Source organism: Moraxella cuniculi (assembly GCF_900637105.1).
In the GTDB taxonomy this organism is placed as follows: Bacteria; Pseudomonadota; Gammaproteobacteria; order Pseudomonadales; family Moraxellaceae; genus Moraxella; species Moraxella cuniculi.
Genome location: NZ_LR134343.1, coordinates 1618621 through 1638309, shown reverse-complemented (window position 1 = coordinate 1638309; position 19689 = coordinate 1618621). Strand labels below are relative to the sequence as shown.

The following is a 19689-nucleotide window of genomic DNA, read 5'->3' as shown; positions in this document are numbered from 1 at the left end:
AATTATTTGGAAAAAACCGAACGATTAATTCGTGAAATTAACCAAATTCACGCCCAATATTCAACCGATTATTTTGAAACAGGCAAGGTTGAGAAAGTGAATTTATCACGAACACTTGCCAATGTGCCAACCGCACATATTTTGTCGTATCGGCTGAATTTGCACGAAGCGATTAATGATTATTTGTTTTTTGCTGATATCAAAGACATTCATTTTTATTATCGGGTAAAAACTGCCGAAAGAATTTTTGATAAAATTAACCGCTATTTGGCAAGACAAAATCAATATCCTGTTAATAATATCTTAAATGATATTTTTGGAGCAAGAGGGATTTTGCCGTCCGAATGTATCGGTGAAATTTTTAACGCATTTGGACGAATACAAAGATAAATATCAACTCAAAAATTGGTATTTGCGTGATGTGGACGGCTATATTGGCATTCATAGTTATTTTAAAAACGCCAGTAATTTTTATTATCCTTGGGAATTGCAAATTTGGGATATTAAAGATGCACAGGCAAATATTGAAAGCCATCGGCTATATAAACGAAATTTTGTTAATCAACCAAAAGGAATAGTGCAATGAACAACTTAGCCCAAAACCCTTATTTGGAAGTCCGCCAACCTGCACAAATTCAAGGCGAAATGGTGTTATCGTGCGATGGCATTGCTCCAAACAGCACACTGGCAAACGACTATGTTGCCAACATTTGGGGCTATACAGGCAATAATATCAGCCCAAATCTGAAATGGCAAAATGCTCCGCAAGAAACCAAAAGTTTTGTGCTGACAATGTACGACCCTGATGCACCAACAGGCTCGGGTTTTTGGCACTGGAATGCGTTTAATATCCCTGCTGATTGGCGTGAATTGCCAAAAGGCAAATCTAATGATTTTGGCAATGGCGTTATCGAATTGCAAAATGATGCAGGTTTGGCAGGTTTTATTGGGGCATTTCCCCCACAGGGCGACAAACCGCACCGCTATATTTTTACCCTATACGCGTTAAATGAAGTGTTGGATTTGCCAAATACCATCAGCCCTGCGGTTTTGGGCTTTAATTTAAATGGCAAAGTATTGGCAACAGCCAGCTTGACAGCTTATTATAGTTGGTAAAAGATTAAAAGGAAAAGATAATGAAAAAATACATCAGCGAAACTGGCATTGTTGCACCGCTTGACCGTGCCAATGTGGATACTGATTTGATTATCCCCAAGCAGTTTTTAAAATCCATCAAACGCACAGGCTTTGGCGATAATTTATTTGATGAGTTGCGGTATTTGGACGAAGGGTATTTGGGGCAGGATATCAGCAAACGCCCAAAAAATCCTGATTTTGTATTAAATCAAGACCGCTATTTTGGTGCGACAATCCTGCTTACTCGTGCCAATTTTGGCTGTGGCTCGAGTCGTGAACACGCACCGTGGGCATTAAATGAGTACGGATTTAGAACCATTATTGCACCAAGTTATGCCGATATTTTTTATAACAACAGTTTTAAAAACGGTATGCTTCCTGTGATTTTGACTGAAAATGAGGTTGATGTACTGTTTGCAGAATGCTTGGCAAATGATGGCTATCAGCTGACGGTGGATTTAGAAAATCAAAAAGTGATTTCGCCAAGTGGCAAAGAATATAATTTTGAAGTGGACGCATTTCGTAAACATTGTTTATTAAATGGCTTGGATGATATTGGTTTGACTTTGCAAGAAGCTGATAAAATTCGTGCATTTGAAGAAAAAGCCCGTGCGGACAGACCTTGGGTGTTTAAGGAATTACACACTGCTGACTGATTTGGCTATTGTTTGGCTATTTGCTGGATAATTTTACAAACCATGTAGTAGCCAAGCATATCAACAAATTTGTTAATTTTAATAAAATTTATTATAAGAGAATATAATGACAAAACACATTGCAATCCTAAACGGTGATGGTATCGGACCTGAAATCGTTGCCCAAGCCGTCAAAGTGCTTGACAAACTCATCGCCAACGGGCTAGATGTTAGTTACGAATATGCCAAATTGGGTGGCGAGGCTTATGATGCGTATGGCTCACCTTATCCAGCCCAAACCCAAGAAATCGTGCGTAAAGCCGATGCGGTATTACTTGGGGCGGTGGGTTCTCCACAATATGACAATTTGGAGCGTCCATTACGCCCAGAACGGGGACTACTTGCCATTCGCAAGGATTTGAATTTATTTGCCAACTTGCGTCCAGCGATTCTTTATAAAGAGCTCGCCAATGCTTCTACGCTCAAGCCAGAGGTGGTGTCTGGACTTGATATTCTGATTGTGCGTGAATTAACGGGCGATATTTATTTTGGCGAACCTCGTGGTATCATCACCAACGATAAAGGCGAAAAAGAAGGCTTTAACACCATGCGTTATAGCGAAAGTGAGATTCGCCGTATCGCCAAAGTGTCTTTTGAGGCTGCCCAAAAACGCGGCAAAAAACTGTGCAGTGTGGATAAGGCAAATGTGCTAGAAACCACAGAATTATGGAAAGAGATTTTTAACGAAGTTGCAAAAGAATATCCTGATGTCAAGCTTAGCCATATGTATGTGGATAATGCTGCCATGCAATTGGTCAAGGCTCCCAAGCAGTTTGATGTGGTGGCGACAGGCAATATTTTTGGTGATATTCTCTCCGACCAAGCGTCAATGCTGACGGGTTCTATTGGTATGCTACCATCGGCAAGCCTTGATGAGAATGGCAAGGGTTTGTATGAGCCTTCACATGGCTCGGCACCTGACATTGCAGGACAAGACAAAGCCAATCCGCTGGCGACAATTTTGTCATTGGCGATGCTACTTCGTTATAGCTTAAATAACGAAACTTGTGCCACTCAGATTGAAAATGCGGTACAAAAAGTACTAGAGCAGGGGCTGCGAACTGCAGATATTTATGAAGATGGCACAACACTGGTGTCATGCAGCAAAATGGGCGATGCTATCGTTCAGTGCTTATAATTGACGCACTTGACAAAGATAGTTGCTTAATTTAATAAAATAGCACAGGGTGAGACTTTGTGCTGTTTTTATTCATAACTTTGCCAAAAGTTTAGGCTGTTAGACAGTGGTGCTGTTAATAAGCCTGTTTTTTGATTATTTTGTTTGTTTGAAGGTTTGGTTAATGGGGCTGGCGTAAATTTGGCATGGACTGCTTTGACAAAATTACTTTGATGAGATGATGGTTTTTTGAGGTGGTTCAAAACTTTGATTGTCAGCCTGCTTCTGTATACAAGGATATGGTGTTTTTATTATATATTAATAAAGATAATATTATATATAATCAATTGGGCAATAAGAGCCGCTGTCGATTGTCAAAAAATCTTCGTACCACAAGCAATGCCGACAAAGTACAAGAGATGGCACTGCCTGCACAAATCAAAAACATGGTAACAATCTGATAACGCACAGCTTGGGTGGGGTCAGCACCTGCCAAAATTTGCCCTGTCATCATGCCGGGCAGGCTTACCAAGCCGACCACCATCATTGAGTTGATGGTTGGCATCATGCCAGCAGTAATTGCACCTTTGATTGCATGATGACACGCCTCAAATGGTGTGGCTGACAATGCCAGCAGCATGCGGATTTGTGCTTGTTGTTCGTGCAGATAATCAATCAATCGCCCTGTGGTTAAAGAAATCGCCGTCAGTGAATTGCCCAAAATCAGCCCCAAAATGGGTATGATATACTGGGGCGTATACCAAGGTGTAATTTGCAAAATCAACAACATAGCCGCCAAGGCAATGCTAAAAGTTGCCACGCTCAAGGACAATAAAGTATCAAAAAGCAAGCCTTGATAGGGTTTGCTGATGCGATTTTTGGCAGCAAAAGCGGCTATCAGCGTCATAATTGTTAAGATTGTCAAGACCTCATACCATGTTTGTCTGGCAAAAACCCATGCCAAAATCAAACCAATTAGGCTAAGCTGAGCCACTGTGCGAATGGCGGCTATTAGCAGAGTTTTTGCCAAACCAAGCCGCAGCCAGAGAGAAATTAGTATGGCAATCACAATCAGCATTGCAGCAAATGCCACATCAAGCATTGATAAAATCATCTCACCCTCGTATCCAAAGGGCCTGCACGCATATACCAGCAGCTTGCGGCAAGTTTGTCGCTCTCATCTGGCTGGTGGCTAACCCATAATACCGCACGGTCTTTTTCAGCAGTCCAGTGATTGATACAATCAATCAGCACGGCTGCACTGCTTTTGTCCAAGGCGGCAGTCGGCTCATCAAGCAACAAAACAACTGGATCAAGCTGCAAAGTTCGCAAAAAATGCACAATTTGTCTTTCGCCCCCTGACAGGCTATGACTCTGACGCTGCAAAAAATCTGGTTCTTTATGGAATTTGGCAAGTTGCATTTGTTGCCAGTGCAAATCAAAAGTCTTGTCTTTGTGCTGAGCAAAACGGTAGGGCAGTTGTAAATTGTCAAGCACTGTGCCATCTAGCATGAGTGGATTTTGGGTCAGTAGGGCAACTTTGTCTCGCCACAGATAAGGCGGCATATCTGCCTGTTCGATACCGTGTGGTAGGTGTAATTTCACCCAACCTTGATAGGCAATCTGTCCTGCCAGTGCCGATAATAGCAGTGATTTGCCCGAGCCAGATTCGCCCATTAGCACCACTTTGTCATGCGTGCATAGCATACCTTGTGCAGCTTGTGGTGGATTTTTTTGTGGTATGGATAGCTGTAGACAAAAATCCAGTAGCTTGCTTTTCATCAATCACCCTGATGTTGATTGGCGTGTGTGCTTTGCAGGGCATGAACAAAGGCGGCTGGCAAGCGGTAGGGGCGGATTTTGTTGCCGTCATTTTGTACACAAGCCAAAGTAATCATGCCCAAAGTGGCGGCTTTTTCTTGATTTGGGCGATAAATGCTCTGTTGTATGATTAGGCTGGCTGGACGCAGCTGATAGCTATCCACAGTAACGCACAATTCATCATCAACAAACAAAGGGGTATGATAGTCCAGCGTGGCATGACTAACGACAAAATGTACCGCTGCATGATGGCTACTTTGTGGGTTATGATTGTCTGCCGATAAATCAAAAAAATAACCGTCATAGCCCAGCGTTGTCAGCCAATCACGGCGACAGTTTTCAAAAAATGTCAAATGATTGGCATGATAAACGATGCCACCAGCATCTGTATGGTTGATGTATACTTTGTAGTTTTTCTGAAAAATTGGCTTTGAGTTTGGCATAATAAAGTTGCATGAATTTGACTTAGCTAATTATTGTACACCGTTTGGGTGCTGTTTGCTACTTTTGATTTTATAAAACGGCGTATAATCAACGGCGGTATGGATAATGGTTGAATGCTATTTGGCATGGCTGGTAATCTTGTGGCAAAAAACTCCACAAATACTCAAAAACTTGCTAAAATATCAGACTAAAATCAGCAAAATAGGCAAATCATGACAACATTTGTAAGTTTTAATATCAATGGGCTGCGTGCCCGCCCACACCAACTGGCTGCGGTACAACAAATGCTTGCTGCCGATGTGATAGGGCTGCAAGAAACCAAAGTACATGATGAGGCGTTTCCTATTGAGATGGTGCATGAGCTTGGTTATCATGTGGAATTTTTTGGGCAAAAGTCGCATTATGGTGTGGCATTATTATCCAAGCAAGCACCGATTTTTGTACAAAAAGGCTTTCCTTTTGCCGATATTGAGGCACAAAGACGCTTGATTCATGCACGATATGATTTTGCAGGCAGGCAGATTGATGTCATCAATGGCTATTTCCCACAAGGCGAGAATCGCAATCACGAAAGCAAATTTCCCATGAAGCGTGATTTTTATGCCGACCTAAGCCATTATATTTGTGAGCTGTTGGCACAGGGGCGAGAGCTGATTGTCATGGGTGATATGAATATCTCGCCTGAGGATTGCGATATTGGTATCGGAGAGGCAAATGCCAAACGATGGCTTGCCAAAGGGGTTTGTTCATTTTTGCCAGAGGAGCGGCAATGGTACCAAACCTTGATGGCAACTGGGCTTAGCGATACTTATCGTTTGTTTTATCCAGAATCATCAGACGAGTTTAGCTGGTTTGATTATCGCTCACGGGGTTTTGAGGATACGCCCAAGCGAGGTCTGCGAATTGATCATATTTTATGCACAGATACGCTCAAAAAAGACTGTACGGCTGCTGGCATCAGTTACCCAATTCGTGCCATGGAAAAGCCCTCTGATCATGCACCGATTTGGGCAAAGTTTGCTTTATAAATAAGCATAGCCACTTAATTGAGATTATTTTTATAAACACAGCGACTGATGGGCTTTTGTCAGTTATAATTAATGCACAATTTGCTAAATTTAATCCAAGCCATCATCATAAGGAGTTTATCATGGCAGTTGGTGATATTAGCCTTCCGACAACCATTCACCCAATCAGTGGCGTACGATTGGGCGTTGCCAAAGCACACATACGCTATGCAGATCGCCATGATTTGACCATCATTGAGATTGACAAAAACGCCGCTGTTGCTGCCATCACTACCCAAAATCAATTTTGTGCAGCACCTGTGCAGCTTTTGCGCAAGCATATTCAGCAGTCCTCACCGCGTTATCTACTGATTAATACGGGCAATGCCAATGCGGCAACTGGCACCGATGGCTATCAGCGAGCGTTGGCGACCTGTCAGGCTTTGGCAGAGAGAGCATCTGTGGCTGTTAGTGATGTTTTGCCGTATTCTACAGGGGTGATTGGTGAGACCTTGCCCAGCGAAAAAATCATCGCCCATCTGGATATGGCATTGGCAGATTTGGCAGAGAGTCATTGGTTGCAGGCAGCACACGCCATTTGTACCACCGATACCATTGCCAAGGTTGCCAGTGAGCGTATTTTGGTTGGTGATACCGTATATCACTTCACGGGTATCTCAAAGGGTGCAGGTATGATTCGCCCCAATATGGCAACCATGCTGGGCTTTGTCGCGACTGACGCCAATATCGCACCTCAATTGCTAAACACCATGCTCAAGCGATTGGCTGATGAGTCATTTAATCGCATCAGCATTGATGGCGATACCTCAACCAATGATTGTTGCACACTGATTGCCACCGCCCAGTCAGGCACGATTATTAATGACGAAAATCATCCGCATTACCAGCCGATTTATGAGGCATTGCGGAAGGTTTTTGTGCGTTTGGCAACTTTGATTGTGCGTGATGGCGAGGGGGCGAGTAAATTTATCACTGTCAAGGTAACAGGCGGTGCTGATACGCAGCAGTGTGCCGATGTGGCATATTCGGTTGCTCATTCGCCTTTGGTAAAAACGGCATTTTTTGCCTCAGATCCGAACTGGGGGCGAATTTTGGCAGCGGTTGGCAATGCTGGCGTGGCACTACAACAAAGCCGTGTTGATGTATGGCTTGACGAGGTTGCGATTTGCCAAAGAGGTGGTTTGGCGGTGGGCTATAGCGAGCAGACGGGTGCGGAGGTCATGCGTCGCCCTGAGATTACCATTCATATCAATCTTGGGCAGGGTGAGGCGACAGACACCGTGTATACTTGTGATTTGTCTTATGATTATGTCAAAATCAATGCCGATTACCGCTCATAAAGCCATCACAACCATTGCCAAAACTACGAGCCAAGCCCTTGTGATGGCTTGGTTGGTGGATAACAAAATAATAAAGCAAATTTTTAAAACCTGATTAAATAACTATTAATCAGGCTTTAATCGAAAACTTAGGTTATTTGACCAAGCTTGAGATGGTCTTAAACGCAGGGTCGTCAGCGGTTCGCAGCAGCTCAAACAAGATCGCCTCTGTGGTTGTTACCGCCGCACCTGCTCGACGCATACGGCGAATGGCTTGTTTTTTGTCATAAGGATTGCGTGAGCCAATGGCATCGGCAACAATCACGGGCTGTATGCCATTATCAAGCAAATCAAGAGCTGTTTGTAGTACGCAAACATGAGCTTCGATGCCAAAAAGCAAAGCGATGCGGCGGTTATTTTGTACAATATTTGACCAAGCTGGTGGATTATCACAAACGCTAAAACTGCGTTTTTCAAAACTTGTGCGGTTGGCTTCATTGAGCAAGCCATACAACGAACCAACGGTTTCGCCCAATCCCTTTTTATACTGCTCATTGAGCATGATGGGGACATTGAGTGCTTGCAAACCCTGAATCAACACAGCGATTTTGTTGCTGATGCTTTCATAATCGGCGATGTGCGGCAATAGTTTTTCTTGCACATCAATCATCAAGGCTTGTACATCATCTCGTAAAATCCGATACGGTACGCCAAAAGTTTTGGTCGTCATAACAACTCCTTTTTGCTGATAAATGATGGTTTTATCATAACAAAATTTTTTACAGCTGCCAACTTTTTCTACAAAAAATCTTACCCATAAGACTGCGGTGAGTAGTTAGCCATAAAAAAGCACGATTTGCCAAAATTAACCGCACAAATTGGCAAATTATTAATGATAGATTGCTGATAATCTGTTAAAATAGCAAAGTTTATGATTATTTGATAAAATTTTATTAAATGCAATTTAAGTGATAACCAGTGTTAATTGGAAATTTTATGAACCAGCAAAACCACCCAGCAGGCGAATCTGAAGCCATTGATAATGATTTGATTGCCCAGCGTCATGCCAAATTGGCAACCTTGCAACAACAAGCTGCCAAGCAGGGCAAAACCGCTTATCCAAACACCTTTAAGCGTGAGAATTATTGCGGCGATCTGCAAGCACAATTTGAAGGTCTGGATAAGGCAACCATCGAAAGTGGCGAGCAAGTTCATGCCAAAGTTGCAGGGCGAGTGATGCTCAATCGTGGCTCGTTTATCGTCATTCAGGACATGACAGGTCGCATTCAGCTGTATGTTGATCGAAAAGGTTTATCCGAGTCGGCACTTAAGCAAATCAAATCGCTGGATTTGGGCGATATTGTCGCTGCTACGGGATATGTTGGTCGTTCGGGCAAGGGTGATTTGTATATACATTTACAAGATTTTGAATTATTAACAAAATCTTTGCGTCCGCTGCCTGACAAATTTCATGGGCTAAGTGATACCGAAGTGCGTTATCGTCAGCGTTACTTAGATTTGATTGTCAATGAACAAACACGCAAGACCTTTGAGATTCGTGCCAAAGTCATCGCAGGCATTCGTGAATATTTAACCGCCGAACGCTTCATGGAGGTAGAAACCCCAATGATGCATGTTATCCCCGGTGGTGCGTCAGCCAGACCGTTTGTTACCCATCATAATGCACTGGATATGGAGCTGTTTTTGCGTATCGCACCAGAGCTGTATCTAAAGCGGCTGGTCGTTGGTGGTTTTGAGCGAGTGTTTGAGATTAACCGTAACTTTCGCAACGAAGGGGTATCAACTCGCCACAATCCTGAATTTACCATGATTGAGTTTTATCAGGCTTATGCTGATTATACCGACATGATGCAATTGACCGAAAATATTTTGGAAAAACTTGCCATGGATATTTTGGGCAGTACTGATGTGCCTTATCAGGGTGAGGTTTTTAGTTTTAAAGCCCCATTTAAAAAGATAAGTATGTTTGAGGCAATTTTGGAGCATAATCCACAAATTGATGCTGATAAATTAAGCGACCGTGAATTTTTGGCGACCTTTGTCAAGCAGACACTTAAGCAAGAAGTTAAGCCAAGTTTTGGTTTGGGCAAACTACAAACCATCGTATTTGAAGAAACGGTAGAGAGCAAATTGCGTCAGCCGACTTTTATCACAGAATATCCTGCAGAAACTTCACCGCTGGCACGCCGCAATGATGACAATGCTCACATCACGGATCGTTTTGAGTTCTTTATTGGTGGCAGAGAGCTTGCCAATGGCTTTAGTGAGTTAAATGACCCGATTGATCAGGCAGAACGCTTCAAGGCACAGGTTGCCGAAAAAGACGCAGGCGATGACGAAGCAATGCACTATGATGCTGATTTTATTGAGGCTTTGGAATATGGCTTGCCACCGACCGCAGGTGAGGGGATTGGTATTGACCGCTTGGTCATGCTCTTTGCTGATGCTGCCAGTATCCGTGATGTAATCTTATTTCCACACATGCGGCACAAATAATCCAAAGTATTTTTGATAAAAGGGGTGAATCTGCCCCTTTTTTATTTCATTTAGCTTTAATTTATACTAATTTTTATAAAACTTGGAAATTTATTTTGGGCAGTTTTATTTTTTTAGAGATTTTTGTTGTGGTGTGCTTGGTTTCTATCACCACCACTTTGTTTAACAAACGCATTTTGGGCTTGCCACAAGCCATTGGCGTGCCAATCGTTTCGGCACTTTTGGTGTTTATTTTGCAGTGGCTTGCGACTTTGTTAAATGGCAACCCGTTTATTAATATCAATATCCAATCCATTGAACAAGCGGTTCGCAATATCAATTTTTATGACTTTTTAATCAATGGGGTGATTTGTTTTATCCTAACCTCATCGGCATTAAAATTTCAAATATCAGATTTAAAAAACTACTGGAAGCCGATTGGGATTTTGGCATCGTTGGCATTGCTGTTTTGTGCGGTGATTTTTGGGCTGATGTTGTTTGGCTATCAATGGCTAACAGGTGCAGCTGTGCCACTGATTGTGCTATTGCTGCTTGGCTCGGCACTGGGGGCAACTGACCCGATTGGCATCAAGGGTGTGCTAAGCTCAATCCAAGCACCCAGACACCTGATGGTCAAGCTTGAGGGCGAGTCGCTGTTTAATGATGCCATGTGTATTGCGATTTTTATGACCATCTTAAAAGTGGTGCAGGGTGATAAATTTAGCCCAGTTGCCGTTATGCAATCGCTGGCTTATGAAGTGGTTGTTGCGGCGATTATCGGCATTGCTTTTGGGCGAGCGGCTTTGTACCTGCTCAAGGGCAAAAACGAATCAGAGTCTTTGATATTGATTACCGCCTTGCTGGCTGCAGGCTCGTATTTGGTGGCATTGTACGCCCATGCTTCAGCACCGATTGCTTGCGTTGTCGCTGGGCTGATAGTTGGCAACAAATGGCAAGAGATTTTGGCAAAAGAAGAGATTGATGAAGTCAATCATTTTTGGCATACCATTGAAGGGATTATCAACTCATTTTTATTTACTTTGATTGGGCTTGAGTTGTTTATTTTGGATTTGAGTGCCAATATTGTCATCGGCGGCGTGGTGGCGTTTGTGCTGCTGCATTTGGCAAGATTTATCGCCAATTTTATCTCATTTGCCTTTTTTCCTTCGGTGCGAAAAAATGCCTATAATGGCAGCCTTGAGATTCTCTCATGGGGCGGTGTGCGTGGCGGTATTTCGCTGGCATTGATTTTGGCGGTTGCTAATGTACCACAATTGCAGCCTTATACCAATGTGCTGATTGGTTATACTTTTATTGTCGTGTTATTATCAGGCGTGGTGTGCGGTTTGGGCTTGCCTGCGGTGATTAATGCGTTTTATCATAATGACCATGAGCCAACGACAGGTTTTGCTGGCTGGTATCAACGCATGATTCACAAAATGAACCGCTCTGGCAAAAAATACATCTTAACCGAAGATGAATTTGGCAAGCAGAGCATTCATCTGTATAATGAGCAAACAGCAATCCGTCATGAGCCGTGTGAGCCTGACCGTTTTTAGAATCAAGATTGACAGACGATGAGTACGCAATATCAAGTCCTAGCACGCAAATATCGCCCAAAAAATTTCCATGAACTGCTTGGACAGACCCATGTTGCCCAAGCACTTGCCAATGCCATTGATACAGGCAGGTTGCACCATGCGTATTTGTTCACTGGCACGCGTGGGGTAGGCAAGACAACCATTGCACGCATTCTTGCCAAATGCCTAAATTGCCAAACAGGCATTACCAGCAACCCCTGTGGCAGCTGCGATGTCTGTGTTGGCATTGAGCAGGGTAGATTTTTGGATTTGATTGAGATTGATGCCGCCAGTCGCACCAAGGTTGAAGACACAAGGGATTTGCTGGAGAATGTGCCTTATGCACCCGCACAAGGGCGTTATAAGGTGTATTTGATTGACGAGGTGCATATGCTCTCAACGCACTCGTTTAATGCACTGCTAAAGACCCTAGAAGAGCCACCAGCTCATGTCAAATTTATTTTTGCCACCACCGATCCACAAAAACTGCCCATTACGATAGTCTCACGCTGTTTGCAGTTTGTGCTAAGACCATTATCGCAGCAATTATTGGTGGAGCATTTGGCAAAAGTGCTGGGCAGTGAAGGAATTGATTTTGCCAACGAGGCGTTGTGGCAACTTGCCAGTGCTGCCAAAGGTTCGGTGCGTGATGCGTTGTCATTGACCGATCAGGCAATCGCCTTTGGTGGCGGTATGCTTCGTTCAGATACGGTCAATCAAATGCTTGGTTTGATTAATCAGGTCAGCATTGTGCAGCTGCTTGAGTTAATTTATACAGACGATCGCCGTGGTGTTGCCGAACAAATCCAGCAAATGCGTGAAAAAATGATCGATGCGGCAGCGGTATTTGATGAGCTGATTGATAGCATTCATCAGATGGCGGTGTTGCAAGTCCTGCCCGATGCTCCAATGGATACCAGTCCAGAGCAGGCGGCAAAATTACAACAGTTATCCGCCATCATCGGTGCCGATACGCTGCAACTGTATTATGAAATCGCCATCAAAAGCCGTGAGGGCATTCGATTGGCAAATACGCCAATGCAGGCACTTGAGATGGCGATTTTGCGTTTGTTGGCATTTCGTCCTCTGACACAGGCACAGTTTGTCCATGATGATTTGGCAAAGGCTGAGCTGACAGATGACTCCGACCAAAATGACAAAATTGCAGCAAGTGCAACATCTGCATCACCAAGCACAAATGAGACCATTGGCAGCGAAGCCTGTGATGATACTGACAGTGTAGATACATTGGACTTACAATGCAATGATGCACAATCTGCCTTACAGCTTGATGAGCAATCCATTAATGGCAATCAGGCAGATGATGGTGATGATTATCGGCCAAATCACCAGCTTGTCAGTTATCATGATGAAAAATCGCCTGATAACGCTTGGCAAGCCAGCCAAGATGAGCCACCACGCATGGATTATCCCGTGTCAAATCCAGCCTTACCAGATGATGAAATGATGGCAGTATCGGCGGATTTTGTGGTGCATGATGATTTTGCTGATGATTCTGCCGCCTTTCAAAATGACACAACACCACCAAATCCTGCCATAAAAGATGATGAGACGACAACGCATGATGAGCTTGAGCAAATCGATGTCGAGCCAACACTTGCGGTGTTGGTGGATAATGAGCATGAGCAGCCCAAAGAGGATTTTGTTGAAAAAATTGACGATGCTCAAAAGCTTGACGCAAATACTCTGGCACAGCTTGATGAGACAACACACAGCACAGATACGCCATCTGACAATAAGGCTCAAAACAGCACAGGCATGGTGATGAGTCAAGCACAAATGCTTGATAAACTAAAGCCACCAAGTGTTGAGCTCGTGGGTGAGTGGACGGTACAAAAATGGGATTATTGGCTGCATTTGGCACGCACGGAGGAAATTTTTGCAGCAGATGAGCTGGCATTGATGGCAAATAGCATCATGACAGGGCAGGTGCAGGGGGTGAGCTGCTTGCACACCAGTGGGGATAATTCGCAGGTGCAGGCAAGTTTTGCCAGTATGCTTGAAAAATTTGCCAAACATTATCCGCAAATACAGCTTGCTGATAAACCTGTATTGGAAGAAATGTTGGCACAAACGCCACAAACCTTGCTACAGAGCCGTCAGCTACAGATTCGTGAAGATGCCCAAAAGCAACTGATTGACAGCCCTGTTTTTTTGCACCTATGGCAGCAGGGTTTTGTGGTTAATGACGGCACTGCGGTTTTGACCAATTCCAAACTTAGCATTGAGACTTGATGTTATTGTTTTGCTGAAAATACTGCTTAGTTTTCTGCCATCTTGAGGATATTAAGCAATTATTGCCAAAATAACATTTTACAAACAAATTAGAAAAATACTTTACAATAAGACACATTTTTTATAAACAATCTCTTGCCAGTCGGTTAAATTTGTTTTATAGTTCATATCAAAATGCAAGCAATTATCATTGGTTTATTAAGTTGTGATTTGTATTGATTTTATTAATTCATCACCATCAATACAGCGAAAACAGCAACAAAACTAACCGATGGTATGGTCAAAATGACCAAGCAGTCATTATTTTTTGCAAACATTGAGAGTAAATTGATTATAATGACTTGCTTGTTAAATTATTCAACTATTATTATCAATAAAACACAATGAACTTGATGAAATTTAGAGGTGAATATGTTAGATAATCTACGCGGCATGGCGGTTTTTGCAAGCGTTGTGCGTCATGGTTCATTCAGCGGTGCTGCCAAAGAACTGGGCATCACAACCAGTGCTGTCAGCCAACAAATCCGCTCTTTGGAAAACGACCTAAGCGTTACTTTGTTGCATCGCTCAACTCGCAAATTAAGCCTAACTGAGGCGGGTGAGAGCCTATATAATGCAGCCTTGCAGATGGTTAAGGCGGCTGAGCAAGGTCGTGATAGCGTCATTCAACTAAAAGATGAAGTTTCTGGCAGTTTGCGTATCGCTGCTTCAGCAGAGCTTGCCCAAGAATACCTTGTGCCTGCATTGTCAGACTGGCTGGCTGAGCATGAAAATTTATCGCTGAACATCATCTCTCGTGATAATCTTGACATGATCGAAGATCGCATCGATGTGGCATTGGTGCTAAGCGAGTCTGCACAAGGGACAACCCTAAAAACCATCAAACAAATCTTGGTTGCTTCACCAAAATATCTCTCAGAACACGGCACTGTGGACAGTCCAAAAACTTTGGCATCGCACAACATGATTTTGTGCAGCGAAAAACCAACCGAGAACATTGATTTTAAAGATGGCAGTGGCAAACAAAGCGTTCGTGTCAATGCACGCCTTGTTACCAACAATCAAAACATCGCTCTAAATTTGGCAGAGCGTGGTTATGGCATTGTAAAAACCAATGAAATTCATGCCAAAGCGTTACTTGAGGCAGGTAAATTGGTACAAATTTTACCAAATCACAGCTTGCCAGAGCTGAATTTGGTTGCTTTGACAGGCTCAAAAGAGCAAGTACCAGTCAAAGCCCAAAAGTGCCTAGAAGTACTGCAAGCACATTTTAAAGCCTAAGTTCAATTAACCAAGCAAAGCCCTGTGTCATACAGGGCTTTTTTATGGTCGGTATCGTGGTAATCTACCTTTGTTATCAATCCCTGATTGGCTAACAAATTATTGGCAAATTGTAAAAATTATGTTACATTACTGATTTATAGAAATTAGCATGATGGCCGTGCAACCAAGCGGTTTTGGGAAGAAATGGGTGATGCGAAGTTGAGGCATGGCACAGCAAGATGGGATTTGGTATTTGATATGATAAAAAAATTCTCACAAAATACAAATAAACGGATGCATTTGCAGCCCAAATGGGGCTACTTGATGATTGTGGCGATGTTATTACAAGCCTGTCAAAGCGTTGATACGCAAGCACCACAGCCAAGCCAAAGCCAATTGCCATTTGCAGACAATGCCAATACGCCTGCGGTGCGTGCCAAGACCGATGCCTTGGCGGCAATCAGCAAGCATCTGGGCAAAGAACGCTATGCGTTATCAACTTATCATTATCGTGTTTTTCCTTATAATACGAACACTCAGATTGATGGCAATGCTGATAGCCTTTGGACGACGATGTTAAAACTCAAGGAATATCAGAAAAATAAAGCCGCTGCAGAATACCAGCAAGACGCTTATCGTGGCATGGCAGAGTATTTGGTAGAAGATGATTCGTTGCCGTATTTGCGATATTATGATGAAAAAAATAACACCGTGCCAGCCAATGCCATAAGTCGTGAGATTGCCATGTCTGATGATTATCAGCAACGCTCGCAAAAGATTCAAGAGACTTATAATTCCCTAAAAAGCTGCTTGTCGGAGGCTTCGGCTAATATTGATGAGAAAATCAAAACCAAGCCTAGTAGCACCAGTCAAGATGCGTCCATTAAGGAACAGCTTGATGAAATTGCCAGCTGTATTAAAACGAGCGATGAAGGTTTGTTGGATTTGGCAAAAACAGCAGAGGGTTATCAGCGTCAAGATATAGAAACAATTCGCCAATGTGCCAGCAATTATCAGACGGATTTGCAGCAGATACTTAGTGCAAAGCGACAAAACAAATCGCTGTCAGCTAAGAATTACGCAGTGTATGACAATGTCTGGCGAAACTATACAATGTGCCGAACCGCCTATACCACCAGCTCGCGGCAAGATGCTTTTTCGTATATCGAAAATGGCTTAAGTCAAAAAAAGCTGGATACAATGGCGGCAATAAAGCCATGTCTAGATGAGCACAAACAAACCCAAGAGCAGCTAAAACGAGATGGGATTACCCCTGCTACCGACCCTAAAGCCTATAATGCAGCATATTATCAGGCATTGTACTGTAGTGCCAATGCTGTCAATGAGTATTATCCTTTTGATAAACCAATCACGCTGCCTGATGATTATGAGCAATCTTTGAGCCTTGAGCATGATTTTTATGACAAGGTTTTTGGTGAAGGTGCAGAATACGACAGACCTTCTTTGCTTCAGTCATATAAGCAGATGAAAGCTGCCGACAATTCTGAACAGGGCAAGACCGATGGAGCAGAACCCGAACTGGACAATCAGCTGCCTTTGCCAACGGGCATTGGTGGCAATATCTATGCCAATATGTTCTCATCGATGCTTGATTATATCAAAAAAAGCCCCGAGCAATTGACCGCCAAAAATCTGTATCAATACGACAACACTACCATCACCATACTTAGTCATTACAAGCCCAAAGAGCGGCAAATCAGCAGTGTACTGGGGCTGGAATATCGTTCTAGAACCGCTGAGCAGTCTTTGCAGTTGCCAGTCATGCTGGATTTTAACCAAGCACAAATCACCGCTGACAGCTCGGCGTTGTTGCCACTTTTGGCATTGGCTGCTCCAAAATACGCATATCTGCCAGAAGAAATTACTGAGGGCAAGATGCGTTTTTATTTGCCACAGCCTTTGGCAGAGATGATTCCCACCCAAGTGGTTTTTGATGCGGTGATGCGGGCATATCCGTTGGCACTGGCCCAATTGGACAGCGAACGATTCACCCCTGTTGCAATGAGTGGTGATGATTATGCCAAACAGATTGGTGCAGCACAAGTGATTAAATTTAGCCCAAATATTGCCGAGCAGGGTAAAATGCTGGCAATCATTGCCAAATTGGTTGCCAATGATTTAAAAAATTACATTGATTTCAATGCCGACAGTTATCAAGATGCCAATAAAAAACTCTTGGCACAGTCAGGTCTGAAAGTAACACCTGTCAGCATAAAATCAGCAATTGATGACTGGGTATTGGTCAATCAAGGCTATCAAAGTGATGATGTTGGCAGTTTTTTGTCATTGGTTGAGGCGATTTTGCCATTCAATAATTCAAGCCATCTGTATTATTATCTGAACGGGCAGGGCGAGCTGATTGGCATGCAGTCCATACAAAATAACAATCAGCAAATGACCAATGTCGCCATGCAAATCGTTGGACGAACTCGTCTGAGTGATAAGCCATTTGACCATGCTTATACCACAAAACTGCCAAAAACCAGCAATGCTGTATCAGCAGATGGTAATCAGTGGCTTTGGCAGATTTGGCAAGATGAACAAATCGGCAAACTGGCAATTCAGGCACGAGAGGACTATCGGCAAGATGGCGATACGGACACGCAGTCAGATGATGCGTGTGATGATACTTGTCAAAACACAGAACAAAACGGCAGCGAGCTATCCCAATGAAGATTAAATTTTTCCAACCTTTATCACTTGTTGCTGCTTTATTTGGCTTAAGTGGTTGTGTTGCAACTTCACCCATGGCGACAACCACAGCCAAACCTGCCCAAGAGGCACTTATGCAGGCGATGGCAGCTCAAGCCAGACAGTCGTTTGGCTACCGTACAGACTTTTATGTCTCTAATAGCGTGCGTGAAAATGCACTGGCAGCGGCAACAGATAAGCAGCTTACCGCCAGTGCCAATATCATGCAATCGTGTGAAGATAGCCATGATGCCGCCTACATTGCCTTGACCAAAAAACTGATGGCAGAGCAAGATGTGGCAGCAGAACAGGTGGAGCAAACAGCGGAGCATCAGCGAATTAAAGAAGAATATTTGCAATGCATTGCCGATCAACAAGCGATATTAAATCAAGGGATTGAGACTTTTGATGCGGATAAATTTTTTAGTGAAAATAAACAATTAGATGCCAAATCCCAGATGGATTTGCTATTTGTACAGTTGCGTGAACAAATTAACCAAAATGATATTATCAAAAAAGCCAACCAAACCGTTTATGAGCTTGAGCATGATGGCAAGCACACCGCCCTTGAGGTCAAAAAAGCAAAATTATTGCGTACCTATCTATTGGAGCCAAGCACTTTGTCCATAGCTGGCAATTATCAACCGATGCTTGGAATGGTGAGCTTCCTGCCTAGCTTTGGCTATCAGACACGCAATTTTACTGCGTATGCCAACCAACCTTTGTATCTGGATCTAAAAAAGGGCGTACTGTATCTTTGGGCGGATAATTTAGCCATGCTTTATAGTGAGACATTGGATAAGGCAATGGGCAACCAGTGGCAGAATAAATGGCTGGCAATTAATCTAAATGATGACAGCCTGCCAGACAACTTTGGCAATCATTTATTAAAAATGATATTAGATGCCAAAAAGCAGAGTTTTTTGAGCCTGCCTACAGATACTTTTGATTGGGTGCAAGCCGAAGCTGTTTTGGCAGAATTGGTTGCAGATGATTTACCCGATGAAGCAAAAAAACGCATAACATCAAGCCCAAAAATTATCCGATCGTCTGCCAATGCACAGCAGTTGGCGTATGCTCGCTATATTTTTGTTGATACTTTATACCAAAATATCACCAGAGAATATCCCGAGCTGACTTCTTCGGTTGCTGATGGTGGGCGAAGCATTGCTGATGGCGAAACTTTAATTGAGCTGGTTAATACCAATCAAAGCACCGATGAGCCAGTAGAAGGCGAGTCGATGGAATCCATCCGAATAAATGCCAAGTTGCTTGTGCAGTTTTTGCTCAATACGCTACAACAACTTAGCAGCGACTATCAGTTGCAGTTGCGGACATCGCCAGATGCAGACTTGCCATCGTATCAGCCCTTTTCTTATTATGGGCTTGCTGGCAATCGCATTAATTGGATTTATCAGCGACAATATTGGAAAAACCCTTTGATTCGTGGTAATGATGAGGCGACTGCCAAGCTCAAAATAAGCCAGCCTTTAAAAGTTGATAGCTTTACCAATATTGGCCCTGTGCAGACAAATTTATTTGACAGGCTGCCTGCTTCGATGCGAGAGCCTAACGCCAGCAATACCATAAACTTTATAGAATATAATAAAGACTTGGTAGATAAACTACAAAATAGTAATGATAAATACCTAAAAGCAATGGTTGCTCTTATCATGGGTCAGTCTGGGCAGGCAGAAGATGATTGGTATTTTGATGAAGACAATGAGGACGGTCAAGAAGAGGACAATCAGGAAGGTGATGATAATAAAGAACAGTGATGTTGATTTGCTTATAAGATGGTTTTTAATTGATTTATAAGAA

At 43.1% G+C, this 19689-nt stretch carries 17 protein-coding genes; 13 read left to right on the top strand and 4 right to left on the bottom strand.

The features are described from left to right. Positions 1 to 6 precede the first annotated feature (6 nt). The 5 genes from EL162_RS10320 (at position 7) to leuB (ending at position 2970) form a co-directional block, all read left to right on the top strand. The gene (locus tag EL162_RS10320; RefSeq protein WP_259772318.1) at positions 7 to 390 is read left to right on the top strand and encodes a hypothetical protein; all 384 of its coding nucleotides are present in this window, start codon (positions 7 to 9) and stop codon (positions 388 to 390) included. Beyond that, positions 353 to 586, top strand: a complete 234-nt coding sequence (locus EL162_RS10315) for a hypothetical protein (RefSeq protein WP_259772317.1) — start codon at positions 353 to 355, stop codon at positions 584 to 586. Before EL162_RS10320 ends, EL162_RS10315 begins: the two co-directional genes overlap by 38 nt. Beyond that, the gene (locus EL162_RS07430) at positions 583 to 1116 is read left to right on the top strand and encodes a YbhB/YbcL family Raf kinase inhibitor-like protein (RefSeq protein WP_126331181.1); all 534 of its coding nucleotides are present in this window, start codon (positions 583 to 585) and stop codon (positions 1114 to 1116) included. Before EL162_RS10315 ends, EL162_RS07430 begins: the two co-directional genes overlap by 4 nt. Positions 1117 to 1136: 20 nt before the next feature. Continuing rightward, on the top strand, positions 1137 to 1793 hold the full coding sequence (gene leuD / locus EL162_RS07425) for a 3-isopropylmalate dehydratase small subunit (protein ID WP_126331179.1): 657 nt from the start codon (positions 1137 to 1139) through the stop codon (positions 1791 to 1793). 106 nt (positions 1794 to 1899) lie between these two features. Beyond that, positions 1900 to 2970: a 3-isopropylmalate dehydrogenase gene (gene leuB / locus EL162_RS07420; protein ID WP_076555146.1), complete on the top strand. Its 1071-nt coding sequence runs from the start codon at positions 1900 to 1902 to the stop codon at positions 2968 to 2970. A 322-nt stretch (positions 2971 to 3292) separates the two neighbouring features. On the opposite strand, the gene EL162_RS07415 is transcribed toward leuB, so the two are convergent. From EL162_RS07415 to EL162_RS07405, 3 genes are read right to left on the bottom strand one after another with little or no spacing between them, the layout of a single operon-like run. Then, complete coding sequence (locus EL162_RS07415) at positions 3293 to 4063, bottom strand: ABC transporter permease (RefSeq protein ID WP_126331177.1); 771 nt, start codon at positions 4061 to 4063, stop codon at positions 3293 to 3295. Further along, on the bottom strand, positions 4060 to 4731 hold the full coding sequence (locus EL162_RS07410) for an ABC transporter ATP-binding protein (RefSeq protein WP_126331175.1): 672 nt from the start codon (positions 4729 to 4731) through the stop codon (positions 4060 to 4062). Before EL162_RS07410 ends, EL162_RS07415 begins: the two co-directional genes overlap by 4 nt. After that, positions 4731 to 5213: a thioesterase family protein gene (locus EL162_RS07405; RefSeq protein WP_126331173.1), complete on the bottom strand. Its 483-nt coding sequence runs from the start codon at positions 5211 to 5213 to the stop codon at positions 4731 to 4733. The genes EL162_RS07410 and EL162_RS07405 overlap by 1 nt, the downstream gene beginning before the upstream one ends. A 213-nt stretch (positions 5214 to 5426) precedes the next feature. Here EL162_RS07405 and xthA point away from each other — a divergent pair, with 213 nt between their 5' ends. Together xthA and argJ are read left to right on the top strand one after the other, a co-directional pair. Continuing rightward, complete coding sequence (xthA, locus tag EL162_RS07400; protein WP_126331172.1) at positions 5427 to 6242, top strand: exodeoxyribonuclease III; 816 nt, start codon at positions 5427 to 5429, stop codon at positions 6240 to 6242. A gap of 122 nt (positions 6243 to 6364) precedes the next feature. After that, on the top strand, positions 6365 to 7582 hold the full coding sequence (argJ, locus tag EL162_RS07395; RefSeq protein ID WP_126331170.1) for a bifunctional glutamate N-acetyltransferase/amino-acid acetyltransferase ArgJ: 1218 nt from the start codon (positions 6365 to 6367) through the stop codon (positions 7580 to 7582). A gap of 133 nt (positions 7583 to 7715) precedes the next feature. Here argJ and EL162_RS07390 read toward each other — a convergent pair whose 3' ends face one another. Then, complete coding sequence (locus tag EL162_RS07390; RefSeq protein ID WP_076555151.1) at positions 7716 to 8291, bottom strand: isochorismatase family protein; 576 nt, start codon at positions 8289 to 8291, stop codon at positions 7716 to 7718. Positions 8292 to 8557: 266 nt separating this feature from the next. On the opposite strand from EL162_RS07390, the gene lysS reads away from it, so the two are divergent. The 6 genes from lysS to EL162_RS07360 all read left to right on the top strand — a co-directional run bounded on the left by lysS (position 8558) and on the right by EL162_RS07360 (position 19646). Beyond that, positions 8558 to 10078: a lysine--tRNA ligase gene (gene lysS / locus EL162_RS07385; RefSeq protein WP_126331168.1), complete on the top strand. Its 1521-nt coding sequence runs from the start codon at positions 8558 to 8560 to the stop codon at positions 10076 to 10078. 95 nt (positions 10079 to 10173) lie between these two features. Continuing rightward, complete coding sequence (locus EL162_RS07380) at positions 10174 to 11616, top strand: cation:proton antiporter (protein ID WP_126331165.1); 1443 nt, start codon at positions 10174 to 10176, stop codon at positions 11614 to 11616. Between the two features lie 18 nt (positions 11617 to 11634). Then, positions 11635 to 13893, top strand: a complete 2259-nt coding sequence (gene dnaX / locus EL162_RS07375; RefSeq protein ID WP_126331163.1) for a DNA polymerase III subunit gamma/tau — start codon at positions 11635 to 11637, stop codon at positions 13891 to 13893. A gap of 411 nt (positions 13894 to 14304) precedes the next feature. Beyond that, positions 14305 to 15174 carry a LysR family transcriptional regulator gene (locus EL162_RS07370; RefSeq protein WP_126331161.1) on the top strand — a complete coding sequence of 290 codons (870 nt, stop codon included), beginning with the start codon at positions 14305 to 14307 and terminating at the stop codon, positions 15172 to 15174. Positions 15175 to 15480: 306 nt separating this feature from the next. After that, a complete protein-coding gene (locus EL162_RS07365; RefSeq protein WP_126331159.1) occupies positions 15481 to 17850 on the top strand; it encodes a hypothetical protein in 2370 nt (789 codons plus the stop codon). 74 nt (positions 17851 to 17924) lie between these two features. Continuing rightward, entirely contained in the window at positions 17925 to 19646 is a 1722-nt protein-coding gene (locus EL162_RS07360; protein ID WP_126331157.1) for a hypothetical protein, read from the top strand. The last annotated feature ends 43 nt before the right edge of the window (positions 19647 to 19689 follow it).